A 24,994-nucleotide genomic window follows, 5' to 3' on the forward strand; every position below is an offset into this window, starting at 1 on the left:
GGGCCGATGTCCACGTTGCGCGTGCTGACGGTGTGCACCGGCAACACCTGCCGTTCGCCGATGGCGCAGGTGATCCTCCAGGCCCGGCTCGCGGAACGGGGGATCGCCGCGGAGGTGCAGTCCGCTGGCACCCTCGGCTGGGCGGAGCGAGGGGCGACGCCCCATGCGGTGACGGTGATGGAGGAGCTCGGTCTCGCCCTCGGCGACCACCGCAGCCGCAAGATCGACCCGTCGCACCTCGACGTCGATCTCGTCCTCGCCATGACGCGGGTCCACGCCGGCGCGGTCACGGCCCGGGACCAGGCCCTCGCGCCGTGCGTCTTCCTGCCGGGCGAACTCGGTCGCCTGCTGCGGCGGAGCCCGGAGCCGGTGGACGCGATGACGATGACCGAACGGATCCGGCGACTCGGTGAGCAGCGATCGGGTCCGGTGATCGGCCGGCCGGTCGACGAGGTCGCGGATCCGGCCGGTGAGCCGATCGACGTGTACCGGGCGACGGCGGCGCGACTCGATCGCGACCTGACGTCCCTGGCGGTCCTGCTGGCCGGGTGACGGCCTAGGGTTCACCGCGTGGTCAAGATCCGACGGGGCGCACGAGTCCGCGATGTGGAGTACCGGGGGCGGGCGCGGTCCGGCGGAACGCGCGGCGCACTGCCGTTCCCGATGCCGACGTCGCGGGGCGGCAAGGCCGGGGCCGGGGCGGGTGGCATCGGCGTCATCGGTCTGGTGATCGTGATCGTCATCTCGATGCTGGGGAACTCGGCCGACACGTCGGGCGACGTCGCGGAGGAGAACCGCTTCCTCGGCGCCGTGTTCACCGATGTCCAGGACTACTGGGAGTCGACGTTGGCCGACTATCGCCGGGCCACGATGGTGATCTTCCTCGACCATGTGGAGACCGGTGGGTGTGGGTTCGCCACGGCGGCGACCGGACCCTTCTACTGCCCGGCCGACGAGCACGTGTACCTCGACCAGTCGTTCTTCGACATCCTCGCCGGGCCCCAGTTCGGCGCGCCGGGCGACTTCGCCCAGGCCTACGTGATCGCTCACGAGGTGGCGCACCACGTGCAGACGGTGGTCGGCACGTCCGGCCAGGTCCGGACCGCGCAGGCGCAGGCGTCGTCGCAGTCGGAGGCCAACGCCCTGACGATCCGGCTCGAACTGCAGGCGGACTGTCTGGCCGGCACGTGGGCGAGCGTCGCGTCGCGCCGTCCGGCGAGCGCCACGGTGACGCTCGAACCCGGCGACATCGCCGAGGGGTTGGCGGCCGCGGAGGCGGTCGGTGACGATCGCATCCAGGAGTCGGCCGGCCAGGACGTGACCCCGCACAACTGGACGCACGGCTCCGCCGAGCAGCGCCAGGCCTGGTTCACCCTGGGGCTCGAGACGGGTGATCCGGTGCGCTGCGAGGAGACCTTCGACATGTCCGTGGATGCGACCCGGGTGATGCCGGGCTGACCCATTCGGTTCCGAGCCGAACGGCGTTCTAGGCTTGCGTTCATGACGGATCGGTTCGACCTGCTCATCACGAACGGCACCGTCGTCGACGGCACCGGCGCCGAGCGCCGCACCGCCGACGTGGGCGTGCGCGACGGGGTCATCGCCGCGATCGGCGACCTCGCCGGCGCCGACGCCGACGAGGTCGTGGATGCGGCCGGCTGCGTCGTGACGCCGGGATTCGTGGACGTCCACACCCACTACGACGGCCAGGTCACGTGGGACCCGGTCCTCGAGCCGTCCGTCTCCCACGGCGTCACCACCATCGTGACCGGTAACTGTGGCGTGGGGTTCGCGCCCGTCCGACCCGGCACCGAGGATTGGCTCATCCAGTTGATGGAGGGGGTCGAGGACATCCCCGGCGCGGCGTTGAGCGAGGGGATCGACTGGAACTGGGAGACCTTCCCCGAGTACCTCGACGATCTCGATCGCCGCGCGTGGAGCATGGACGTCGGCTGCCTGGTCGCCCATGGCGCGGTGCGGGCCTACGTGATGGGTGACCGCGGGGCGAAGAACGAGCCGGCGTCGCCCGACGAGATCGACGAGATGCGCCGCATCGTCCGCGAGGCGGTCGAGGCCGGCGCGCTCGGCGTGTCCACCTCCCGCACGATCGCCCACACCGCCATGGACGGCGAGCCGGTGCCGGGAACGTTCGCGGCCGAAGAGGAGCTCTACGGTCTCGCCCGCGGCTGCGCCGACGCCGGTCGCGGCCTGCTGGAGCTGGCCCCGATGGGGTCCGCCGGCGAGGACGTCGTCGCCCCCCACAAGGAAGTCGACTGGATGGTCAAGATCTCGAAGGACACCGGCGTGCCGGTCTCGTTCGTGCTCGTCCAGATCAACGACGAGCCGCAGCTCTGGAAGGAGCTGATGGACCGTTCGGTGGCCGCGGTCGAGGACGGCGCGTCCCTGCATCCCCAGATCGCCGGTCGGTTGAACGGCATCCTGCTCGGCCTCGAGGGCCTGAGCCCGTGGCGCCAGCGACCGAGCTGGGACGAGATCGCCGAGCTGCCCCTCGACGAGCTGGTGGCCGAGCTCCGCCGTCCCGAACGCCGCGCCGCGATCCTCTCCGAGACCCCCGACACCGACAATCCGTTCGCCCAGTTCATCCTGGGCTCCATGGACCGCATCTATGTGCTCGGCGATCCGCCCGACTACGAGCCCGGCCCGGATCGCACGATCAAGGCGATGGCCGACGACATGGGCCGTGAGGTCGACGACCTCCTCTACGACATGCTGCTGGAGGACGACGGCCGGGCGCTGCTGCTGTTCCCGTTCCTCAACTACGCGGACGGCAACGGCGACGCCCTGCGCGAGATGCTCACCCACCCGGCCGGGGTGATCGGCCTCTCCGACGGCGGTGCCCACTGTGGCGTCATCTGTGATGCGTCGCAGCCGACCTGGCTGCTCACGCACTGGGCCCGCGACCGCAGCCGGGGGGAGAAGCTCGACCTGGAGTTCGTCGTCAAGAAGCAGACCCACGACACCGCCCGGCTCTTCGGCTTCGCGGACCGGGGCACGATCGAGGTCGGGGCCAAGGCCGACCTCAACGTGATCGATCTCGACAACCTGACCCTCGAACCGCCCGCGGTCGCGCGCGACCTGCCCGCCGGCGGCAAGCGGTTCGTCCAGTTCGCCCGTGGCTACCGAGCCACGATCGTCAACGGCGTGGTGACGCGTCGCGATGACACCGACACCGGCGCCCGTCCCGGACGCCTCGTTCGTTCGACCTCCTGAGGAGACCCCCATGTACGACCTGCTCATCACCAACGGGACCGTCGTCGACGGCACCGGCGCCGACCGCCGCGTCGCGGATATCGCGATCCAGGACGGCCGCATCGTCGCGGTCGAGCCGTCGATCGAGGCCGACGCGGCGGAGGTCATCGACGCCACGGGGCTGATCGTGACGCCCGGGTTCGTGGACGTGCACACCCACTACGACGGTCAGGTCACGTGGGACGAGACGCTCGAACCGACGTCGCTGCACGGCGTCACGACGCTGGTGATGGGGAACTGTGGCGTCGGGTTCGCGCCCGTCCGGCCCGGCTCGGAGGAGTGGCTGATCCAGCTCATGGAAGGGGTCGAAGACATTCCGGGCGCCGCGCTCAGCGAGGGAATCGCCTGGGACTGGGAGACGTTCCCCGAGTACCTCGACGCCCTCGACCAGCGTCGCTGGTCCGTCGACGTCGGCACCCAGATCCCCCACGGCTCCGTGCGGGCGTACGTTGATGGGCGAGCGGGGGGCGAAGAACGAACCGGCCGAACCGGACGAGATCGAGGCGATGGCGGAGATCGTGCAGGAAGCGATCGCGGCGGGTGCGCTCGGCGTCAGCACGTCGCGCACGATCGGCCACCGGGCCATGGACGGCGAGCCCGTGCCGGGCACGTACGCCGCGGAGGACGAGCTGTTCGCGATGGGCCGCGCCCTGCGTGATGGCGGCGGTGGGGTGTTCGAGCTGGCGCCGGCCGGCGCCGCGGGCCTCGACACCGTCGCCCCGATGAAGGAAGTGGACTGGATGCGGCGGCTGTCCGCCGAGACCGGTCAGCCGGTCACGTTCGCCATGCTCCAGGTGCCCGGCGCGCCGGATCTCTGGAAGGAACAGATGGAGGTGTCGCTGGCGGCCACGTCCGAGGGTGCGCAGCTGCATCCGCAGGTCGCCGGTCGCCCGTTCGGCGTGTTGATCGGATTCGAGACCGGCCATCCGTTCATGCTCCGACCGACCTACATGGCGCTCGCCGACCTCCCGATCGACGAACGGATCGGGGAGCTGCGCAAGCCCGAGGTGAAGGCGGCGATCCTGGCCGAGGAGAACGCCGAGGGCACCGGCGCGGTCCACGAGGGCATCGCGATGCTCGCGGCCGGGATGCTCGAGTCGCTCTACGTGCTCGGCGACCCGCCGGACTACGAGCCGACCCACGACCGTTCGGTCGCCGGGCTCGCCGAGGCCTCCGGCGTGGCGCCCGAGGAAGCGGCGTACGACGCGTTCTGTGCCGAGGACGGCAAGGCGTTGCTGATGCTGCCCCTCTACAACTATGTCGAGGGCAACCACGACGTCATCCGCGAGCAGTTGACCCACCCGCAGGCGGTCGTCGGCCTCGGCGACGGCGGCGCCCACTGCGGTCTCATCTGTGATGCGTCGCTCCCGACCACGATGATCTCGCACTGGACCCGTGACCGCGATCGCGGCGAGCAGCTCCCGCTCGAATGGGTCGTGCGCAAGCAGACCAAGGACACCGCCGCCCTGTTCGGCATGACGGACCGGGGCACCATCGCCGTCGGTCAGCGGGCCGACATCAACGTGATCGACCACGACCGCATCAACCTGCGCACCCCCGAACTCGTGCGGGATCTGCCCGCCGGTGGTCGCCGGCTGATCCAGACGGCCGAGGGGTACGTCGCGACGATCGTCGCCGGTGAGGTCACCCGGCGCGACGGCGTCGACACCGGCGCCCGTCCGGGTCGGCTCGTGCGCGGTCGTCGGTAGTGGATCGCCGCGCCTTCCTCGCCGGCACGGCGGCACTCGGCGGCGGGATCGTGCTGGCGGGGTGTGGCGACGACGTCGCCGCGCCCGCGACGTCCACCACCTCCACGACGTCCACGACGTCCACCACCTCCACGACTTCGGGTGTGGTGACCACGACCGTCCCCTACGACCCCGACACGCCGTTCTGGCTCCAGGGCGGGTTCGCCCCCGTGGCCGAGGTCGGCCCGGTGACCGAGCTCGAGGTGGTCGGGTCGCTGCCGCCGACCCTCAGCGGCCTGTTCGCCCGGAACGGATCGAACCCCGCCTCGGGCGATTCGCCCCACTGGTTCTTCGGCGATGGCATGGTCCACGGGATCCGCATCGAGAACGGTTCGGCCTCGTGGTACGCGAACCGCCACATCGACACGCCGTTCTTCCGAGACGGGAGGTCGTTCGGCGACTTCGTGGCGCCACCGGGCACCGCGGAGACCCAGGCGAACGTCAGCATGCTCGTCCACGGCGATCGGCTCTTCAGCCTCGGCGAGGTCGGGTGGCCCTACGAGATCGACCCGACGGACCTCTCGACGGTCGGCCCGACCGATATCACCGGCCCGGCCGGTTCCCTCGGGCCGAACGTGACCGCCCACCCGAAGGTGGATCCGGCGACGGGTCTGCTCCACTTCTTCGGCTACGGGTTCACCCCGCCGTATCTCACGTACTACGTCGCGTCGGCGGACGGTCGAGAACTCCTCGTCAAGGAGGAGATCCCGATGGGGGCCGGCACGATGATCCACGATTTCGCGATCACGGAGTCGGACGTGATCTTCTGGGAGTTCCCGGTGGTCTTCGACCTCACGGCGGCGGCCGCCGGCGCGGTCAACCCCTTCACCTGGGACGCGTCGTACGGCTCGCGCATCGGCGTCATGCCGCTCGGCGGTCCGGCGAGCGAGATGCGTTGGGTGGAGGTCGAGAACGGCTACGTCTTCCACGGCACCAACGCGTTCCGTCAGGACGACACGGTGATCGTCGACGTGTCCCGCATCGACTCGATCTTCGACGCCTCGGTTCCCGGCGGAAACGATCTGAACGCCAACGCCCCCGAGCTGATCCGCTGGGAGATCGGCACCGGCGGCGACGAGCTCACCTGGCAGGCGACGGCCCGCTCCGACCTGGCACTCGAGTTCCCCGAGATCGACCACCGCTGGACGGGGCGGCCCCATTCGGTCGCGTGGTACACCGAGACCCTCGACACGCCCGACGGCAACCTCGAGTTCCCGGGGATCACCCGACTCGACGTGGCCTCCGGCGCCACCGACCGATGGGAGAGCGGCGACCTGCGTCAGCCGGGGGAGTCCGTGTTCGTGCCGGACAGCCCCGACGCCGGCGAGGGGGAGGGGTGGCTGCTCACGTTCGTGTGGGACAAGACCACCGATCGTTCGAGCTTCGCCGTCCTCGACGCCACGGACGTCGGCTCGGGGCCGGTCGCCGAGGTGCTGCTTCCCCAGCGGGTGCCCTTCGGATTCCACGGCGCGTGGATGGCGGACCTCTGATGGCCCGCTCCGATGGGCTCGCCCGGTTCACGGACGCGGCGCGGGAGCGGGGGATCACGGTCGACCCGGTGCGCTATCCGGACGGCACGCGGACCGCAGCCGATGCCGCCGCCGCGATCGGTTGTGACGTCGCCCAGATCGTGAAGTCGCTCGTGGTCGTCGGCCCCGACGGACCCGCGCTCGCCCTCACCGCCGGCCACCATCGCCTCGATCTCGAGAAGCTCGGCGCGCACCTGGGCGGTCCCGTGCGGATGAGCGACGCCGAGACGGCCCGGGAGGCGACCGGATTCGCCATCGGCGGAACGCCTCCGTTCGGCCATCCCCGACCGCTGCTCACCGTCATGGACCCGTCGCTGCTCGACTGGGAGGTCGTCCACGCGGCGGCAGGCACGCCCGACACGTGCTTCCCGATCGAACCCGGGGTGCTGCGAGAGGTGACGGATGCCACGATTTGCGGCTTCGTGGAGGGCGAAACCGGGCTCGGTTGATTCATACGACTCAGGTGTCGACGCGGGTGGGCGACGTACCGTTTTCTCGATGAGCAGTCTGCAGCTGGACGCGGGTGCGCGCATGGCTCTCGACGTGGCGCTGGGTACGGCCGGGGCGATGGGCGACGAGCGGTGTGGCACCGAGTACCTGCTCTTCGGCGCGGTCGCCACCGCCACCGGCGACATGGCCGAGCTCTGTGAGCTGTTCGCGCTCGACACGGCGCGGCTCGAGCGGGCGCTCGTGGCGTTGCGCGGCCATCACTTCGAACCCGATCCCGACGGCCAGGTCGATCCGCCGCTGAGCCCGCGGGCGGAGCTGGCCCTCAACGGGCGGGCGCTGTCGGGCGCCGAGCGGCGGACGACGTTCGACATGTTGCTCGGCTGTCTCAACGACCCGCGTTCCGGTGCCGCGACCGTGCTGCGCCATCTCGGCGTCCGCCTCGGGGAGATCCGGCGGCTGGTCGAGCTCGGCGCGGCCCGGCTCGACCAGGACGAGGTCGCCGGGCTGATCGCGGCCCTCGATCGCCGCGACGTCACCCACTACGGCTGGTGGGGTCCGCGCGCGGACGCGTCCGTGGCTCGCATCCCGACGCCGGCGACGCCACAGGTCGTCGCCCGGAGTCAGACCGCCGAGGTGTCGCTGGAGACCGTGGTCGCCGGCCCCGACGGGTTCGGGTTGACCCTCACGGTGACGTCGCTCGGACCGTGGGTGCTCCCGCCGACGTGGGAGTCCATCGAGTACCTGAGTCCGGGCGTCGGGGCCGAGCATCGTCTGGTGCCGGAGGTCGTCACGGTGGACCTGGCGTACGCGGACGGCACCCACGTCTCCAACCGGGCCGGCAATCCCCGCTGGCGCGCCGACGTGCCGACGCCGGGCGCCCTCGTGCGGCTGAGCACCCGCAAGGTGATCGAGGATCGCAACGACCGGCGCCGACCGGTCCGCCATGTGGAGACGACGGAGTGGTGGGCCTGGCCCGTCCCGATGTCGGGGGATGTGACGCTGCACGTGCGCTGGCCCGCCGAAGCCGTCGACGGGTCGCTCGTGCTCGACGGCACGGCGATCGCCGGACAGGCCGCGGCCCTGCGCGATGTCGGCGCCTGACGCGACAGACGGCACTCACTCGTTTTGAGCAGCGTTCAGTCTGTGTGGTGAAATCAGCCGCGTATGGCCACCCAACTTCCGGATATCGACTTCACCCTCGAGTTCCCCTACACCCGAACGACCGGTCCGATCATCGGCCCGTTCCTCACCGGTCTGCGCGACGGGCGCATTCTCGGCACCCGGGTCGGGGACCGAGTCATCTGCCCGCCCATCGAGTACGACCCGGACACGGGAGCGACCGTGGGACCGGACAGCCTCGTCGAGGTCGGCCCCGCCGGCACCGTCGAGGCGTGGACCTGGGTCGCCGAGCCGACGTCCAAGCATCCGCTGAGCCACCCGTTCGCGTTCGCCCAGATCCGACTCGACGGGGCGGACACCACGATGCTGCAGGCCGTCGACGCTGGTTCGATGGACGCGATGGCGACGGGGATGCGGGTGGTCGTCCGCTACCACGACGAGCGGGTGGGCTCGGTGACGGACATCCACTTCGTGCCCGGCGAGGATGCACAGGCCGCGCCCGAGGTCGACGCCGAGGCCGGCGATGTCGAGATCATGGAGCACCTCATCGGCGTGCGGATCAACGAACCGCTGCTGCCGCATCGCGTCCGCTTCCTCGAGGGGCTGCTCGAACACAAGATCCTCGGGCAACGCAGCCCCGCCGACGGCAAGGTGCACGTGCCGAGCCGCGGCTACGACGCGATCAACCGGGTGCCGATGATGGACGCCGAGTACGTCGAGGTCGCCGACCGGGGCACCGTCACGTCGTTCACCGAGATCACCCCGATCCAGTACCACGGCCAGACCGAGACGGAGCCCTACATCCGCTGCTCGGTGCTGCTCGACGGCGCCGACACGACCGTCGGTGGCATCGACGTGCGCGACATCCCGGTCGACGAGTTCCGGATCGGCATGCGGCTCCAGATGATCTGGCGCGACGACATCTCGTTCGACGATCCCGACAACCGGGGCTTCGGCCTCAGCGAAGAGGTCTACGTCCGTTGGGAGCCGTCCGGCGAGCCCGATGTGGATCCCGAGCTCGTGAAGGAGCACAACTTCTGATGGCCTTTTCACCCGGGGAGAACGACATCGCGATCGTCGGCGTCGCCCAGACCGACGCCCACGCCCGCTTCGAGGGGCCCGAAGTGGTCCTCATCATGGAGTGCGTCAACCGCCTGCTGAGCGACGCGAAGATCGAACGTGACGACGTCGGGTTCACGATCGCCGGCAGCTGCGACTACCTCAGCGGCATGCCCTTCGCCTTCGTGTCCAACGTCGACGGCATGGGGGCCTGGCCGCCCGTCTACGAATCCCATGTCGAGATGGACGGCGCGTGGGCACTGTTCGAGGCCTGGCTCCGACTCCAGATGGGCGACATCGACGTCGCCATGGTGGTCGGGTCCGGCAAGTCCTCGCCGTGCAACGCCCGGGAGGTCTTCCACCTCCAGGCCGACCCGTACGTGGTCGCGCCGCTCGGCATCGACCCGGACGCGATGGCGGGCATCCAGGCGCAGGCGCTGGTGAACGCGGGCAAGGCGTCGGAGGCCGACATCGCCGACGTCGTCGTGCGGAGTCGCGCCAACGCGTCCTCGAATCCTCACGCCCAGCTCACCGACGCCGTGTCGGCCGACGAGCTGCTCGCCGCGCCCTACGACATGGCGCCCCTGCGGGCCCACGACGTGTCGGCGAAGGCGGACGGCGCGGCGGCGATGCTGATCGCCCGGCGCGACCGGGCGCTCGAGCTGACCGACAGCCCGGTGTGGATCACCGGGCTCGACCATCGAATCGAGTCGCACCACGCCGGCCTGCGGGACCTCACGGACTCCCCGTCCACCCGCCTCGCCGCCACCGGCGCCGGCGCGTTCGACGGCGATGTGGACGTCGCCGAGCTGCACGTGCTCCACGCGCACGAGGAGATCATCCTGCGCGACGCGCTCGGGCTCGACGACGTGGCGAAGGTGAACCCGTCGGGCGGCCCGCTGGCCGGCGACCCGGTCATGGCCACCGGCCTGACCCGGATCATCGAGGTCGCGAAACGCATCGCGGGCGGCGACGCCACCCGTGGGATCGCCCACGCGACGTCGGGCGCGGCGTTGCAACAGAACCTTGTGTGTGTTCTCGAAGGAGGGAGCTGACCATGGCCCGCCCCTGTGCAGTGGTCGGCATCGGCCAGACGAAGTACAAGCGCCAGCTTCCGGTCACCATCGACGGGCTGGTTCGTGAAGCCGCGCTGAAGGCGCTCGACGACGCCGAGCTGACGTTCGCCGACGTCGACGCCGTGGTGATCGGCAAGGCCCCGGACGCCCTCGAAGGCGTGATCATGCCCGAGCTGTCGTTGGCCCACGCGCTCGGCGCGGTGGGCAAGCCCATCCATCGGGTCCACACCGCCGGCTCGGTCGGCGCGTCCACGGCGATCTCCGCGGCGGTGCTCGTCGAGTCCGGGCGCTACGACACGGTGCTCACCGTGACCTACGAGAAGCAGTCCGAAGGCAACGCCACGTGGGCGCTGTCGGGTGGCCGGTCCGGCGGCCAGGGAGCCGGCGGCACGTTCGCTCCGTGGATCCGCGAGTACATCCGGCGGTCGAACGCCCCCGAGCACATCGGGTGGACCGTCGCGGTCAAGGACCGGCTCAATGCGCTCAAGAACCCGAACGCCCACCTCCACCTCGAGGACATCTCGATCGAGAAGGTGAAGGAGTCCCCGATGCTGTGGGACCCGCTCCACTTCCTCGAGTCGTGCCCGTCGTCGGACGGTGCGGCGGCCATGGTGCTCACGAGCGAGGACAAGGTCGGACGTTCGCCGAACCCGCCGGCCTGGGTGCTCGGCCACGCGAAGCGCACCGAGTTCTCCTCGTTCCCCGGCCGCGACACGATCCGCATCCAGGCCGGACTGGACTGTGCCGAGGCCCTCTACAAGAAGGTCGGCATCACCAACCCGCGCAAGCAGATCGACGCGGCCGAGCTCTACGTGCCGTTCAGCTGGTACGAGCCGATGTGGCTCGAGGGTCACCTGATCGCCGAGGAGGGCGCCGGCTGGAAGATGACCGACGAGGGCGCCACCGCCCTCGACGGCGACTTCCCCGTCAACTGCTCGGGCGGTGTGCTGTCGTCCAACCCGATCGGTGCCTCGGGCATGATCCGCTGTCTCGAAGCGGCCAATCAGGTACGCGGCACCGCCGGCGACTATCAAGTCGACGGCGCGAAGGTCGCGCTGGGCCACGCCTACGGCGGGGCCGCGCAGTACTTCGCGATGTGGATCGTCTCGTCCGAGCTGCAACCCGAGTTCAACTAGGAGACCCCCCCCATGGGAACAGTGGACGGACGGGTCGTCATCGTCACCGGTGCGGCCCGCGGTCTGGGCCGCGCCCACGCCCTCGCCTTCGCCGCGGAGGGCGCCAAGGTCGTCGTGAACGATCTCGGCGTGGAGCGCGACGGGTCGCCGGGCACCAGCGACGCAGCCAACGAGGTCGTCGACGAGATCCGCGCCGCCGGCGGCGAGGCCGTCGCCAACGCCGCGGACGTGGCCGACTGGGATCAGGCCGAGGCCATGATCCGCCAGGCGATCGACGAGTTCGGTCGCCTCGACACGCTGGTCTGCAACGCCGGGTTCCTGCGGGACCGCATGCTGGCGGGGATGTCCGAGGAGGAGTGGGACACCGTGATCCGCGTGCACCTCAAGGGGCACTTCGCCCCGGCCCGCCACGCGATCGAGTACTGGCGCGAACAGTCGAAGGCCGGCAACGAGGTCGACGCCCGGGTGATCAACACCTCGTCGGGCGCCGGACTCGCGGGTTCGATCGGGCAGGGAAACTACGCAACCGCCAAGGCCGGAATCGCCCTCCTCACGATCCAGCAGGCCGCCGAGTGGGGGCGCTACGGCGTGCTCGCCAACGCCATCGCCCCCGACGCCCGGACCCGGATGACCGAGGGTGTGTTCTACAGCTCGGACGTCCCCGACGGATTCGACAAGAAGGCGCCGGAGAACGTCTCGCCGCTCGTGGTCTGGCTCGGCTCGGCCGACTGTGACGTGACCGGTCGCACCTTCGAGAACACGGCCGGGCAGCTGAACGTGTGCGACGGCTGGCAGAAGGGCCCGATCGAATCGGTCGGCGACCGGCGCATGACGGTCAGCGAGGCGGGCGAGCTCGCCCGGGCCTCGATCGCCGGTGAACGGGCCCCGCAGCCGGTCCACGGCGCCCAGTAGTCCCCGCCCCGCATGGACTTCGACGACACGCCGGAGGAAGCCGCCTGGCGTGAGGAATGCAACGCGTTCCTCTCCCAGCACGCCGAACTGAAGCCGGAGCGGGCCGACCTCGGCCAGTCGTACTGGGCGAAGGCCCGTAGCGAGGCGGAGGAGGACGCGTACGCCCACGCGTGCCGCGCCTGGCAGCGGACGAAGTTCGACGAGGGGTGGGCCGGCCTGACCTGGCCGACGGAGTACGGCGGCCGCGGGCTCTCGAGCCACCTGGCCGGGATCTTCGCCGAGGAGGAGGGCCGCTACGACCTCCCCCAGGGCCAGTTCGCCCAGTCGATCGGCATGGCCGGTCCGACGATCATCGTCCACGGCACCGAGGAGCAGAAGCAGCGCTACCTCGCCCCGATGCTCACCGGCGAGGAGACGTGGTGTCAGCTGTTCTCGGAACCGGGCGCCGGGTCGGATCTGGCGGGACTGCGCACATCGGCGGTCGTCGACGGTGACGAGATCGTCGTCAACGGCCAGAAGGTGTGGACGTCGAACGCCCGGGAAGCGGCGCACGGGATGCTGCTCGTGCGTTCGGACGTCAACGTGCCCAAACACCGCGGCATCACCTATCTCCTGCTCGACATGGCGACGCCCGGCATCGACATCCGGCCCCTGAAGCAGCCGACGGGCCGATCCGAGTTCAACGAGGTCTTCCTCGACGACGTCCGCGTGCCGATCGAGAACGTCGTCGGCGAGATCAACGCCGGTTGGGGGCCGATCCTCACGACGCTCACCAACGAGCGCACGGGCATCGGCGGTCAGTCCGGCATGTTCGACGACGTCATCGAGTTGGCCCGGGACATGGGCGTCATCGACGATCCCGTCGTCCGTCAGGATCTGATGCGGCTCCACGCACGGACCCGTACCATCGCGTACCTGGGCTACCGGGTGCGCACGGCGGCGTCGCGCGGCGAGATGCCCGGGCCGGAGAGCTCGGTGCTGAAGCTCGCCAACAGCGATCGGCTCGAACAGCTCGGGAACCTCGTGATGGCGATGATGGGCGCCCGGGGCACGCTCTACGCCGACGATGCCGTGATGGGGGGCTTCTGGCAGAACTACGCGTTCCTCGGCCAGTGGATGAGCCGCATCGGGGGCGGCACCGACGAGGTGCAGCGCAACATCATGGGCGAGAACGTGTTGGGGCTGCCCCAGGAGCCCCGACCGGACAAGGGGATCCCCTTCAAGGACATCCCCACCTGATCCGAGCCGGTCAGGACTCCGTGAACGCCTGCTCGACGGCGGCCAGCGCGGCTTCGGCGCCCTGGTCGAGTTGACGCATCTCGGCCACGTAGCGAGCGGCGGCGTCGCGAACCCGGTTGCGTCGTTCCTCGAGCGGCTCGGAGTGGGGCGGCTCGTCGACGACGAAGGTGCCGGCCCGGCCGCGCCCGACGATCACGCCCTCGGACTCCAGTTCGCGGTAGGCCCGAGCGACCGTACCCGGCGCCAGGTGCAGCTGATAGGCGAGTGATCGCACCGTCGGCAGGCGCATGGCCGGCTCGAGGCGGCCGACGGCGACCATCACCGAGATCTGGCCGCGGAGCTGTTCGAAGCGGGGGACCACCGTCGACTCGTCCAGCCGCACGACCATGCGGCGGTCGATGCCGAACTGGTCGGTGAACGTGACGGTGTGGCTCTCGAGCATGGACCGATCATAGAACATTGTGATGGTACAAAGCACGAACTTCTCGCTATATGACGCGGATCTTCATTGACACAAATCCGTGGAGGCGTATGTTTGTGTCAGCTCAACACTGGAGCGCAACCCCAACAAGGAGAATGTCATGAAGCTCATCACCGCCGTCATCAAGCCCTTCAAGCTCGAAGACGTGAAGTCCGCGCTCGCCGAGGTCGGCGTCCAGGGCATGACGGTGTCGGAGGTCCAGGGCTTCGGTCGCCAGGGCGGCCACAGCGAGACCTACCGCGGCACCGAGTACCGCGTGACCTTCACGCCGAAGACGCGCATCGAGGTGCTGGTCGACGACCCCCAGGCCGACGCCGTCGTGGATGCGGTGATCGCCTCCGCGAAGACCGAGAAGATCGGTGACGGCAAGGTGTGGGTCACCCCCGTCGAGACGCTCGCCCGCATCCGCACCGGCGAGCGCGGCGCCGAAGCTGTCTAGGCAAGCACTGTCTGAACAAGCACACGGCCGTGTGACATGAGCGACAGGGGTACGGCGCGCGCGGCGCCGTACCCTCGACCGCTTGCCTCTTCGCACGAGCCCCCGACAACTGCGGGCCACATGGCTCGTCAATCCGCGAGTCGAGCTGCTGTCCGGCCTCGTCGTCGCCCTGACCCTGATTCCCGAGGCGATCTCGTTCTCGATCATCGCCGGTGTGGATCCGAAGGTCGGGCTCTACGCCTCTTTCTCGATCGCGATCATCATCTCGATCGCCGGGGGCCGCTCGGGGATGATCTCCGCGGCGACCGGCGCGATGGCGCTCATCGTCGTGCCCCTCGTGGAGGACCACGGCGTCGCCTATCTCTTCGCCGCCACGATCCTCGCCGGTGCAATCCAGATCCTGTTCGGCTATCTGGGCGTCGGTTCGCTGATGCGCTTCGTTCCCCGCACAGTGATGGTCGGGTTCGTCAACGCCCTGGCGATCCTGATCTTCCTGGCCCAGGTGCCCCACATCATCCTGTCGGACGAGCCGGACCGCAGTCAGCTCGGCCTGAACCTGCTGGTGATCGCCCTCGGGCTCGCCATCATCTACGGACTGCCCCGGATCACCACCGCGGTGCCGTCGCCCCTCGTGGCGATCGTCGTGCTCGCCGGTGCCATCGTGGCGTTGGACGTCGACCTGCCGACCGTCGGTGACATGGGGGAGCTGCCGTCGGCGCTCCCGATCGTGTCGCTGCCGGAGGTCCCGTGGACGTTCGGGACGCTCGGCATCCTCCTGCCGTACGCGGTCACGCTCGCCCTGGTCGGTCTGCTCGAGTCGTTGCTCACCGCCCAGCTGCTCGACGACATGACCGACACCGTGTCCGACAAGAACGTCGAGTCGCGCGGTCAGGGTGTGGCGAACGTGGCGACGGGATTCCTCGGGGGCATGGCGGGCTGCGCCATGATCGGCCAGTCCATGATCAACCACCGCTCCGGTGGCCGCACCCGCCTGTCCACGCTGGCCTCGGGTGTCTTCCTGCTGGTACTCATCATCGGTCTCGGTGATCTCGTCGCGCAGATCCCCATGGCGGCGCTCGTCGCGGTGATGATCATGGTGTCGGTCGGCACCTTCAACTGGCGCAGCATCCGACCCCGCGCCCTGCGTCGGTCACCCCGGACCGAGACCGCGGTCATGGCGGCGACCGTCGCCGTCACGGTGTTCACCCACAACCTCGCCTACGGCGTCGGTGTCGGCGTGGTACTCGCCGCCGTGTTCTTCGCCCGCAACGTGTCCGGTGTCGTGAAGGTCACCAGCGTGCTCGATCCGGAGAACGTCGAACGGCTCTACGCCGTCACCGGCGAGCTCTTCTTCGCGTCGACCAACGATCTCGTCCACGCGTTCCACTACGACGACGTCAAGGTGCCCCGGGTGGAGATCGATCTCAGCAGCGCCCGTATCTGGGACACGTCGGCGGTCGCCGCGCTCGATGCCGTCGTCGCCAAGTTCGCCGACCGCGGGATCAGTGCGGAGCTGGTCGGGCTCAACCGCCACGCCGAACGACTCCACGAGCGGACGTCCGGCACCCTGCACGCCGGGCACTAGGCCGCGGCGCGCCGCGCCGTCAGCCCGGGACGCGGCAGCGCATCAGGTAGAAGGCGCTCACGGCCTTCGGACCCTTCGCGTACCACTCCTTGGTGGACTCGACCTCGAGGCCGGCGGCTTCCACCATCGCCACGTGGTCCCGGTCGAGGTGGCAACCGTCGAACAGGCGGCGTTGGATCGGCGTGATGCGGTGCTGCCACCGCTGGACCTTCTCGTCGCGGGAGAGGCCGTGTTCGAGGAGGTGGATCGCGCCGCCGGGCTTGACCACCCGCCGGAGTTCGTCGAGCCCCGCCGACTCGTCGGGGATGGTGCACAGCGTGAAGGTCGAGAGCGCGCCGTCGCACGAGTCGTCGTCGAGCGGGAGGGCCTGGCCGTCGAGTCCGACGTACTCGACCTCGGCATCCGCCGCGGCGACGCGGTCGGCGGCCAGCTTCCGGCCGACCACCGCGGGATCGACCGCGTAGACCTTGCTGACCTCGGGGGGATAGGCCGCCATGTTGAGTCCGGACCCGAATCCGATCTCCACGACCTCACCCGTGAGCCCCTCGGTGACCTCGCCCCGGTAGCCCATGATCTCGCCACTGCCGAGCGCCTTGTCGATGACGCGCGGCAGGATCTGATCTCGATAGAAGCCCATCGGGCGAGGCTAGCTAATGTCCTTGGTGATGACCGAGAAAGTGCTCGACGCCACCACGTTCCCCGAGCTCCTCGCCCGCCGGGCGGAGCTGTCACCCGACCTGCCGCTGCTCATCGACGACACCGGTCGCACCATGACCTGCGCCGAGGTGCGCGACGAGGTCGATCGGGTGGCCGCGGGGCTGATGGAGCTCGGCATCGGGGCCGGCACGCCGGTCACCTGGGTGCTGCCCACCCGGATGGAGACGATCCTGCTGAGCTTCGCGCTGTCCCGGCTCGGGGCGATCCAGAACCCGATCATCCACATCTATCGCCATCGTGAGGTCGGCTTCTGCATCGCCCAGACCGGGGCCGAGTTCGTGTTCACCCCCGGGGAGTGGGGAGGGTTCGACTATGGCGCCATGGCCGCCGAGGTCAGCGCCGAGCTGCCGACGCCCCCGACGATCCTGAACGGCTACGCCGAGTTGCCCCACGGCGATCCGTCCACCCTTCCGCCGGCGCCGACCGACGGCGACGCGGTGCGCTGGCTGTACTACACGTCCGGCACGACGTCGGATCCGAAGGGTGTGAAGCACACGGACAAGACGTTGATCGCCGCGGGAACGGGCCTCGCGATCGCCCTCGAGGCCGATGACTCCGACGTCGGCACCATCGCCTTCCCCTACGCCCACATCGGCGGCCCCGACTACATCGTCATGATGCTCGCCAACGGGTTCCCGGCCGTGTTGATCGAGCAGTTCACCCCGGCCGGCGCGGTCGAGGCGTTCGCCGCGAACGGGGCGACGATGGCGGGCGGGTCGACGGCGTTCTACCAGATGTTCCTCGCCGAGGATCAGAAGGTGGACGGGCCGGCGATGCCGCGGCTGCGCCTGATGGCGGGCGGCGGGGCGCCGATGCCGCCGGAGATCTTCTTCGAGGTCAAGGAGAAGATGGGCATCCCGATCGCCCATGGCTACGGGATGACCGAGTGTCCGATGATCTGTCAGGGCTCGCCGAGTGACACGGACGATCAGCTCGCCCACACCGAGGGGGCGCCGATTCGGGGCTGCCAGGTCGACATCGTGAAGGTCGACGGCACGCCGTGCGGTCCCGGCGAGGAGGGTGAGGTCCGCGTGAGCGGGCCGATGCTCTTCAAGGGGTACACCGACGCGTCCCTCGAAGCCGAAGCCTTCGACGACCAGGGTCGGTTCCGCACCGGCGACCTCGGGGTGATGCGAGACGACGGCCACGTGTCGCTCACCGGCCGGGTGAAGGACATCATCATCCGCAAGGGCGAGAACATCTCCGCCCAGGAGATCGAGGACGTGCTCTACACGCTGCCCCAGGTGGGCAACGCGGCGGTCATCGGCCTGCCCGACACCGAGCGGGGCGAGCTCGTCTGCGCCGTGATCGAGACGGCCGAGGGCCAGCCCGACCTCACGTTCGACGAGATGATCGCGGCCTGCAACGATGCCGGGCTGATGCGCCAGAAGCATCCCGAGCGGATGGAGATCCACGACGGGCCGCTGCCGCGCAATGCCACGATGAAGATCCTGAAATACGAACTGAGGGAGTTGTACTCATGAGCACGTTCACGATCTACCACAACCCGCATTGAAACTCGTCGAGCAACGCCGTGGCGGTCGCCACGGAGATGGGCGTCGATTTCGAAGAGGTTCGCTACATGAAGGACTTCCCGGACGAGAAGACCCTGCGGGCGATCATCAAGAAGCTCGAGGATCCGGTCGAGCGGCTCGTGCGCAAGGACAGCCAGTTCAAGAAGCTCGAGCTGAACGAGGACGACTATGTCGACAACCCCGACGCGGTCGTCGCGGTCCTCGACGAGTACCACCGACTGTTGGAACGCCCGGTGATCGTCGGGCCGAAGAAGGCCATCGTCGGTCGACCGCTCGACGGGAAGAAGGCGAAGGAGCGGCTTGCGGAACTCTTCGGCTGACCTGCTGACCGACGATGCGCCCGAGGGGGAGACCATCGTCTCCGTCCGCCGGGTGGAGGAGCCGGTGAAGGTCGACGCGTCGCGCTATGTCGATCCCGACTGGGCATCGGTCGAGCACGAACGGATGTGGTCGTCCACCTGGCAGCTCGCCTGCTCACTCGACCACGTGAAGAACCCCGGCGACGTGTTCGTCTACGACGTCGGCACCCTGTCGATCCTCATCGTGCGGGCCGACGACGGCGAGTTGCGGGCGTTCCAGAACGTGTGCCGCCACCGGGGCATGCAGCTGTGCGCGGCGCACGACCAGGGGCGGGCCGAGTTGCGGTGCCCGTTCCACCGCTGGTCGTGGGATCTCACCGGCCGGCTGCGCGAGGTGCCCAGCCGCAAGGGCTTCGGCGCCCTGCGCAACGACGACTACCCGCTGTTCGCAGCTGCGGTCGACTCCTGGGGACCGATGGTGTTCGTGAACCCGGACCCGGCCTGCGAGCCGCTCGCCGACTTCCTCGATCCCGTGCCGTCCGAGGCCGCGTGGGCCGACCTCGGCGATTTCCGGTGCAAGGCGCTCATCTCGATCCCGCTGGGCGCGAACTGGAAGACGATCATCGACGGGTTCAGCGAGACGTATCACGTGCAGGGAATCCATCCCGAGATGTTGCGGATGGTCGACGACGTCAACTCACCCCAGGTGATCTGGGATCGTCACGGTCGGCTCACCCAGCCCTACGGCGTGGCGTCCCCCCGGCTGCGGGGCGGTGCCACCGACCAGGAGATCTGGGAGGGATTCGTCGAGGTGATGGGCGGTCGGATCGGCATCGGCGAGGGGCAGGACCCCGGTGAGTGTCCGCCGGTTCCGGACGGGTCGACGCTGCGCGACGTGCTCGCCCAGATGATCCGCGATCACTTCCTCGCGACGGAGGGTGTGGACCTGAGCCGGTTCGACACCACCGAGTTGATGACCATGGAGCAGTACAACCTCTTCCCGAACATCACGGTGCTCGTCTTCGGTGATCTGCTCCAGGTCGTGCGGGCGATGCCGGGCGCGACGCCCGACGAGGGTTCGATGGACGTCATGGCATTCGACCGGGTGGCGCCCGACGCGCCCCGGCGTGACCCGATCACCACCGAGATGGCGCCGGGCTCCTACTCGATGGGTCTCGTGATCGATCAGGACGTCGCCAACCTCGAGCGGGCCCAGAGGGGCCTCCACGCCCCGGGGCTCACCGAGCTCACCCTCTCGGGCGAGGAGTGCCGGATCATCAACCTGCACCGCAACCTCGACCGGGTGTGCGGGGCCTAGTTCATCGCCGCCAGCATCTGCGCGAGCGCCGCGGGGGTGGCGGTCGAGACGGTGAGCGAGAGCCGGTCGGCCAGGCTCCCGTACTCCGCCCGGAGACGGGCGGCGCATTCCTCGGGCGTGCCCCGTACGGCGAGGAGATCGAGGACCTCGTCGTCGATGAGATCGCCGAGCGTCGACCAGTCGCCGCCCTTGGTGATCTCGCGGAGTCGGGGCTGCAGGTCGCCGAGGCCGTGGTGGTCGAGCGTGACCCGGTAGGCCGGAGTCGAGCCGTAGAAGGCGAGGTTGTAGCGCATGGCGGTGGACGCCCGTTCGTACTCCTCGTCGGTGAGGCACGGGTTGGCGATGCACCCGACGTTGAGGACGAGGTCGTCGCGGGTGCGTCCGCCGGCTTCGAGCCCGGTCTCGATCATCGGGAGGGTGCGTTCGGCCAGGAAGGATCCCGTGTTGAACGGGTGGATGATGATGCCGTCGGCGTGCTGTGCCATCGCCTCGGTCATGCGGGGGCCGAGGGCGCCGGCCCAGATCTGCGGCCGAGGATGGTCGAGCGCGCCGGGAACGAACATCGGCGTCATCAGGTCGACCCGGTAGAACTCGCCGTTGTGGTCGAGCCGGGTGCCGTCGATCCAGTTGTCCCAGATCGCGTGGAGGCATTCGATGAGCTCGACCATGCGGCTCACGGGCTTGCCCCAGGTGGCGGAGAAGCGGCGCTCGATGTGGGGCTTGATCTGGGTGCCGAGGCCGAGGGCGAACCGACCGCCGCTCGCCCGGTGGAGATCCCACGCCTGGTAGGCGAGGTGCATGGGTGACCGGGGGAACGCGATGGCGACGTTCGTGTAGATGTCCACGTCCAGCTCGGCGGCGTGGACGAGGGGGAAGAACACGTCACTGTTGCCCTCGAACGTGAAGAGGCCGTCGAGCCCCGTGTCCGCGAGCTCGCGGGCCCGGGCGGGCACGGTCGCGAGGTCGCCTGTCAGTCCAGCATCGATCAGCACGCGACGACGCTATGTCAGCCCTCGCCCGGGCACCCACTCCCGCCCCACTACGATCGCCAGATGTCCGAGGCCCGACCGCTCACGGAGAAGCAGGCCGAACGCCGTCGGCGCGTGATGCAGGCGGCCATCGAGCTGGCGACCGAGGGCGGCTACGACGGGGTGCAGATGCGGGCCGTCGCCGACCGGGCCGAGGTCGCACTCGGCACCGTCTACCACTACTTCACGTCCAAGGATCATCTGCTGGCCGAGTCGATGAGTGTCTGGATGGCCGGTCTCCAGCGTTCGATCGAACGTCATCCACCCGAGGGCGAGAACACGCTCGAACGGGTGCTCGACATCCTCCGCCGCATGACCCGGGGCATGGCGGAGAACCCCAACGTGTCCGCCGCCGTCATCGGGGGGCTGGTCGCCGAGGGTCCCCACGGTGCCGCGAGCCAGGAGGCGTTGAACGTCACGTTCTCGGCGATGCTGCGCTCCGCGTTCGGCCCCGAGTTCCCTGCGGAACGGCGCGACAAGATCATCCGATCGCTCGAACACATCTGGTTCTCCGAGCTGATCGCCTGGAAGAACGGCTGGAACCCCTACGAGCAGAGCGCCCAGGAGCTCGAGGACGCCGCCGAGTTGCTGCTCAGCCCGCTCCCCTGAGCCGGCAAGGTGAGACGGCGGGGTCAGAGTCCCGTCTCATCTCGGGTTGGGATGGTGATCCGTCGCCCCACTAGGTTCCCGGCTCATGGCCGACGAAGTCCTGCAAGCGCCGCTGGTGCTCGAGTACCCCTTCACCCGCACGACCGGGCCCGTGGTCGGAGCGTTTCTCACCGGACTCCGCGAGGGCGTGGTGCTCGGGGTGCGCCGCAGCGACGGCACCGTGATGTGTCCGCCGCTCGAGTACGACCCGACGACCTCCGAGCCGATCGGCGAGATGGTCGAGGTCGGTCAGACCGGCACCGTCGTGTCGTGGAGCTGGGGCGGACCGCCCCGGGACCAGCAGCCGTTCGACCGCGATGTCGCCTGGGCGCTGATCACGTTGGATGGGGCGGACTCGCCGATGCTGCACGCCGTCTTCGTCGACGGCCCGTCCGACATGGCGACGGGCATGCGGGTGCAGGTCCAGTGGGCCGACGAACGGGTCGGCCACATCGCCGACATCGCCGGTTTCGTGCCGACGGGGGAGAACGCCTGATGCCCGCCCAACCGTTCCAGCAGGATCCGTCGGTGCCGCCGTCGTGTGTGGTCGAGGTCACCGGCGTGCCCGAGAAGGTGGCGTCGACCGAGCCGGTGCAGTCGGTACGCACGCCGATCCGCATGGAGTACACGTACACGCCCGGCCGCGCCCTGTCCGACTATCTCGTCGCGATGAAGGACAAGAAGATCATCGCCGAGCGGTGCCCCGAGACCGGTCAGGTCTTCGTGCCGCCCCGGGGCGTGAGCCCCGTGGCCGGCGTCGTCACCGCCGGCAAGGTCGAGTTGCCCGCGACGGGATACGTCGAGTCGTTCAACATCACCCGGGTGCCGATCGCCACCCGTCCCGATCTCGAACCGCCGTACTGCTCGGCGTGGATCCTGCTCGACGGCGCGTCGATCAGCTTCATGGGCCTCGTGATCAACTGCGAACCGGAGTCCGTCAAGTTGGGGACGCGGGTGCGCGCGGTGTGGAAGCCGGACGACGAACTCGAGATGGCCGCCACCAACATCCTCGGCTGGGAGCCGACCGGCGAACCGGACGTCGAGATCCCCGACATCGAACGCATCGGTCAGAAGGGGGACCTCGAATGAGCGGCTCCGACATGAGAGAGATTGCGATCGTCTCGTTCGCCCAGCGCCAGGAACCGGCCATCACGTCCGAGTCCGAGGTCGAGTTCATGGTGCCGCTGATGCAGCAGGCCAAGGAGGCCGTCGGTCTCCGCCAGCAGGACATGGGCTTCACGTGCTCCGGCTCGTCGGACTTCCTGGCCGGCCAGGCCTTCTCGTTCGTGATGACGATCGACGGAACGGGCCCGGTCCCGCCGATCTCGGAGTCCCACGTCGAACAGGACGGAGCGTGGGCGCTCTACGAGGCCTGGGTGAAGCTCCAGTGCGGCGACGTCGACACGGCGTTCGTCTACTCGTATGGCAAGTCGTCGCCGGGGTCGTTGCGCGACGTGCTCGCTACGCAGATGGACCCCTACTACGTGGCGCCGCTGTGGCCCGACGCCTTCTCGATCGAGGGGCTCGCGGCGCGGATGCTGCTCGAGTCGGGGAAGGTCTCCGAGCGGCAGCTGGCCGAGATCGCCTCCCGCTCGCGGGAGCACGCGTCGTCGAACCCGCACGCAGTGCGGAACACGCCGAAGTCGGTCGAGGAGATCCTCGCCGAGGAGTTCGTGGCCGATCCGCTGCGTCCGTCGGACATCCCCGCGTCGGCCGACGGCGGTTGCGCCATGGTGCTGGCGGCCGGCGACCGGGCCCGGGAGCTGTGCGACCGGCCGGTGTGGATCCGCGGCATCGACCATCGCATCGACTCGCACACGCTCGGCGCCCGCGACCTGACCGACGCGATGTCGGCCCGGATCGCGGCCGAGAAGGCCGGCGTCGGTCGGGACAAGATCGACTTCGCCGAGCTGCACGCCCCGTTCACCACGAGCGAGGCGGTGCTGACCGAAGCACTCGGGCTCGGTGACGACGTGACCATCAACCCGTCGGGCGGGCCCTTGGCGGCGCACACGATGATGGCGGCCGGTCACATTCGCTTCGGCGAGGCGTTCGAGCGCATCGCCCGGGGCGACGGCGATCGGGCGGTCGTCCACGCCACGGCCGGACCCGTGTTGCAGCAGAACATGGTCGCCGTGCTGGAGGGGGAGTAGCGATGAGCACTCGAGCCGGAGGCGAGTCATGAGCAAGGAACGCACTGCCGTCGTCGGGGTCGGACAGACCAAGTACGCCTCCACCCGCGGCGACGTCTCCATGGCCGGTCTGCTCCGCGAGGCCGCGTACCGCGCCCTCGAGATGGCCGGGATGACGTGGGACGACATCGACGCCGTCGTCATGGGCAAGGCGCCCGACTTCTTCGAGGGCGTGATGATGCCCGAGATCTACCTGGCCGAAGCGCTGGGGTGCGTCGGCAAGCCGATCATGCGGGTCCACACGGCTGGCTCGGTGGGCGGTTCGACGGCCAACGTCGCGGCGTCGATGGTGCAGAGCCGGGTCCACGAGACCGTGCTCACGATCGCCTGGGAGAAGCAGTCGGAATCCAACGCCATGTGGGCGCTGTCGCTCCCGCAGCCGTTCACGACCTCGGTGAACGCCGGGGCCGGCGGCTACTTCTCGCCGATCATGCGCCGCTACATGGCGATGTCGAACGCGCCGGAGCTGATCGGCTGCATGGTGGCGTTCAAGGATCGTCAGCACGCGTTGGCGAACCCCTACGCCCATCTCCATCAGCACGATCTCACCTTCGACCAGGTCGTCGAATCGCCGATGCTGTGGGACCCGATCCGCTACTCGGAGACGTGCCCGTCGTCCGACGGGGCCTGCGCCATGATCCTCACGGACGAGGCCCGCGGCGACGCCCACGACGGGCCGGTCGCGTGGATCAAGGGCACCGCGATGCGCTCGGAGTCGAACTCGTACGGTGGCCGCAACATGGTGTCGCCCGCGGCGAGCGAGGAGTGCGCCAACGACGTGTTCGCCCAGGCCGGCATCCACGATCGCCGCAAGGAGATCGACGCGGTCGAGATGTACGTGCCGTTCTCCTGGTACGAGCCAATGTGGCTCGAGTCGCTCGGGTTCGCCGAGAAGGGCGAGGGCTGGCGCATGGTCGAGGACGGCTCGACCGCCCGCGAGGGCGGCGACCTACCGGTCAACTGCTCGGGCGGCGTGTTGTCGTCGAACGCGATCGGTGCGTCCGGCATGATCCGCTTCGCCGAAGCCGCGCTGCAGGTCATGGGCCAGGCCGGCGACCGCCAGGTCGACGGCTGCCGCACCGCGCTCGGCCACGCCTACGGCGGCGGCGCCCAGTACTTCGCCATGTGGATCGTCGCCAGCGACAAGTAGCCATACTTTCTGGGGTCAGACCCCCGTACTTTCTCGTGCCGTCCGGTGTTTGATACTGTGTGTC

The 24,994-nt window shown here is 69.4% G+C and carries 25 protein-coding genes and 1 pseudogene; 23 read left to right on the forward strand and 3 right to left on the reverse strand.

Annotated features, from left to right (window positions below; all coding sequences use genetic code 11):
* Positions 1-6: 6 nt before the first annotated feature.
* From R8F63_03160 to R8F63_03220, 13 genes and pseudogenes are all read left to right on the forward strand, one after another.
* Complete coding sequence (locus tag R8F63_03160; protein ID MDW3217589.1) at positions 7-552, forward strand: hypothetical protein; 546 nt, start codon at positions 7-9, stop codon at positions 550-552.
* Between the two features lie 18 nt (positions 553-570).
* Positions 571-1,458 carry a neutral zinc metallopeptidase gene (locus tag R8F63_03165; GenBank protein ID MDW3217590.1) on the forward strand — a complete coding sequence of 296 codons (888 nt, stop codon included), beginning with the start codon at positions 571-573 and terminating at the stop codon, positions 1,456-1,458.
* 42 nt (positions 1,459-1,500) lie between these two features.
* Positions 1,501-3,231, forward strand: coding sequence for an amidohydrolase family protein (locus R8F63_03170; protein MDW3217591.1), 1,731 nt, complete (start codon positions 1,501-1,503; stop codon positions 3,229-3,231).
* A 10-nt stretch (positions 3,232-3,241) separates the two neighbouring features.
* Positions 3,242-3,649: pseudogene (locus R8F63_03175) on the forward strand (amidohydrolase family protein).
* Between the two features lie 127 nt (positions 3,650-3,776).
* Complete coding sequence (locus tag R8F63_03180) at positions 3,777-4,979, forward strand: amidohydrolase family protein (GenBank protein MDW3217592.1); 1,203 nt, start codon at positions 3,777-3,779, stop codon at positions 4,977-4,979.
* A complete protein-coding gene (locus R8F63_03185; GenBank protein MDW3217593.1) occupies positions 4,979-6,508 on the forward strand; it encodes a carotenoid oxygenase family protein in 1,530 nt (509 codons plus the stop codon). Before R8F63_03180 ends, R8F63_03185 begins: the two co-directional genes overlap by 1 nt.
* The gene (locus R8F63_03190; protein MDW3217594.1) at positions 6,508-6,996 is read left to right on the forward strand and encodes a YbaK/EbsC family protein; all 489 of its coding nucleotides are present in this window, start codon (positions 6,508-6,510) and stop codon (positions 6,994-6,996) included. The genes R8F63_03185 and R8F63_03190 overlap by 1 nt, the downstream gene beginning before the upstream one ends.
* 49 nt (positions 6,997-7,045) lie before the next feature.
* A complete protein-coding gene (locus tag R8F63_03195; GenBank protein MDW3217595.1) occupies positions 7,046-8,098 on the forward strand; it encodes a Clp protease N-terminal domain-containing protein in 1,053 nt (350 codons plus the stop codon).
* A gap of 63 nt (positions 8,099-8,161) precedes the next feature.
* Positions 8,162-9,157, forward strand: a complete 996-nt coding sequence (locus tag R8F63_03200; GenBank protein MDW3217596.1) for an OB-fold domain-containing protein — start codon at positions 8,162-8,164, stop codon at positions 9,155-9,157.
* Complete coding sequence (locus R8F63_03205; GenBank protein ID MDW3217597.1) at positions 9,157-10,230, forward strand: lipid-transfer protein; 1,074 nt, start codon at positions 9,157-9,159, stop codon at positions 10,228-10,230. Before R8F63_03200 ends, R8F63_03205 begins: the two co-directional genes overlap by 1 nt.
* A 2-nt stretch (positions 10,231-10,232) precedes the next feature.
* Positions 10,233-11,387, forward strand: coding sequence for a thiolase domain-containing protein (locus tag R8F63_03210; protein MDW3217598.1), 1,155 nt, complete (start codon positions 10,233-10,235; stop codon positions 11,385-11,387).
* A gap of 12 nt (positions 11,388-11,399) precedes the next feature.
* Complete coding sequence (locus R8F63_03215) at positions 11,400-12,299, forward strand: SDR family oxidoreductase (protein MDW3217599.1); 900 nt, start codon at positions 11,400-11,402, stop codon at positions 12,297-12,299.
* A gap of 12 nt (positions 12,300-12,311) precedes the next feature.
* The gene (locus R8F63_03220) at positions 12,312-13,538 is read left to right on the forward strand and encodes an acyl-CoA dehydrogenase family protein (GenBank protein MDW3217600.1); all 1,227 of its coding nucleotides are present in this window, start codon (positions 12,312-12,314) and stop codon (positions 13,536-13,538) included.
* 10 nt (positions 13,539-13,548) lie between these two features.
* Here R8F63_03220 and R8F63_03225 read toward each other — a convergent pair whose 3' ends face one another.
* A complete protein-coding gene (locus R8F63_03225) occupies positions 13,549-13,980 on the reverse strand; it encodes a GntR family transcriptional regulator (protein MDW3217601.1) in 432 nt (143 codons plus the stop codon).
* Between the two features lie 139 nt (positions 13,981-14,119).
* Between R8F63_03225 and R8F63_03230 the strand changes: the two genes are divergently transcribed.
* Complete coding sequence (locus tag R8F63_03230) at positions 14,120-14,458, forward strand: P-II family nitrogen regulator (protein ID MDW3217602.1); 339 nt, start codon at positions 14,120-14,122, stop codon at positions 14,456-14,458.
* 82 nt (positions 14,459-14,540) lie between these two features.
* On the forward strand, positions 14,541-16,043 hold the full coding sequence (locus R8F63_03235; protein ID MDW3217603.1) for a SulP family inorganic anion transporter: 1,503 nt from the start codon (positions 14,541-14,543) through the stop codon (positions 16,041-16,043).
* A gap of 19 nt (positions 16,044-16,062) precedes the next feature.
* On the opposite strand, the gene R8F63_03240 is transcribed toward R8F63_03235, so the two are convergent.
* Positions 16,063-16,680, reverse strand: coding sequence for a class I SAM-dependent methyltransferase (locus R8F63_03240; protein MDW3217604.1), 618 nt, complete (start codon positions 16,678-16,680; stop codon positions 16,063-16,065).
* 28 nt (positions 16,681-16,708) lie between these two features.
* Between R8F63_03240 and R8F63_03245 the strand changes: the two genes are divergently transcribed.
* Genes R8F63_03245 through R8F63_03255 form a run of 3 tightly spaced genes read left to right on the forward strand, consistent with a single transcriptional unit; the run spans position 16,709 to position 19,912 of the window.
* Positions 16,709-18,244: an AMP-binding protein gene (locus R8F63_03245; GenBank protein ID MDW3217605.1), complete on the forward strand. Its 1,536-nt coding sequence runs from the start codon at positions 16,709-16,711 to the stop codon at positions 18,242-18,244.
* A 50-nt stretch (positions 18,245-18,294) separates the two neighbouring features.
* Positions 18,295-18,615: an ArsC/Spx/MgsR family protein gene (locus tag R8F63_03250; GenBank protein ID MDW3217606.1), complete on the forward strand. Its 321-nt coding sequence runs from the start codon at positions 18,295-18,297 to the stop codon at positions 18,613-18,615.
* Positions 18,596-19,912, forward strand: a complete 1,317-nt coding sequence (locus tag R8F63_03255; GenBank protein ID MDW3217607.1) for an aromatic ring-hydroxylating dioxygenase subunit alpha — start codon at positions 18,596-18,598, stop codon at positions 19,910-19,912. The genes R8F63_03250 and R8F63_03255 overlap by 20 nt, the downstream gene beginning before the upstream one ends.
* On the opposite strand, the gene R8F63_03260 is transcribed toward R8F63_03255, so the two are convergent.
* The gene (locus R8F63_03260; GenBank protein ID MDW3217608.1) at positions 19,909-20,904 is read right to left on the reverse strand and encodes a TIGR03617 family F420-dependent LLM class oxidoreductase; all 996 of its coding nucleotides are present in this window, start codon (positions 20,902-20,904) and stop codon (positions 19,909-19,911) included. The two genes, R8F63_03255 and R8F63_03260, sit on opposite strands and share 4 nt — an antisense overlap.
* 60 nt (positions 20,905-20,964) lie before the next feature.
* Between R8F63_03260 and R8F63_03265 the strand changes: the two genes are divergently transcribed.
* From R8F63_03265 to R8F63_03285, 5 genes are all read left to right on the forward strand, one after another.
* On the forward strand, positions 20,965-21,549 hold the full coding sequence (locus R8F63_03265; GenBank protein MDW3217609.1) for a TetR/AcrR family transcriptional regulator: 585 nt from the start codon (positions 20,965-20,967) through the stop codon (positions 21,547-21,549).
* 85 nt (positions 21,550-21,634) lie between these two features.
* Positions 21,635-22,084 (forward strand): OB-fold domain-containing protein, encoded by a 450-nt coding sequence (locus tag R8F63_03270; GenBank protein ID MDW3217610.1) that lies wholly within the window; start codon positions 21,635-21,637, stop codon positions 22,082-22,084.
* A complete protein-coding gene (locus tag R8F63_03275) occupies positions 22,084-22,677 on the forward strand; it encodes an OB-fold domain-containing protein (GenBank protein ID MDW3217611.1) in 594 nt (197 codons plus the stop codon). Before R8F63_03270 ends, R8F63_03275 begins: the two co-directional genes overlap by 1 nt.
* An 11-nt stretch (positions 22,678-22,688) precedes the next feature.
* Positions 22,689-23,741, forward strand: a complete 1,053-nt coding sequence (locus R8F63_03280) for a thiolase domain-containing protein (protein ID MDW3217612.1) — start codon at positions 22,689-22,691, stop codon at positions 23,739-23,741.
* A 28-nt stretch (positions 23,742-23,769) separates the two neighbouring features.
* Positions 23,770-24,930 carry a thiolase domain-containing protein gene (locus R8F63_03285; GenBank protein MDW3217613.1) on the forward strand — a complete coding sequence of 387 codons (1,161 nt, stop codon included), beginning with the start codon at positions 23,770-23,772 and terminating at the stop codon, positions 24,928-24,930.
* The last annotated feature ends 64 nt before the right edge of the window (positions 24,931-24,994 follow it).

It is taken from the genome of Acidimicrobiales bacterium, from assembly GCA_033344915.1.
Lineage (GTDB): Bacteria > Actinomycetota > Acidimicrobiia > Acidimicrobiales > Aldehydirespiratoraceae > JAJRXC01.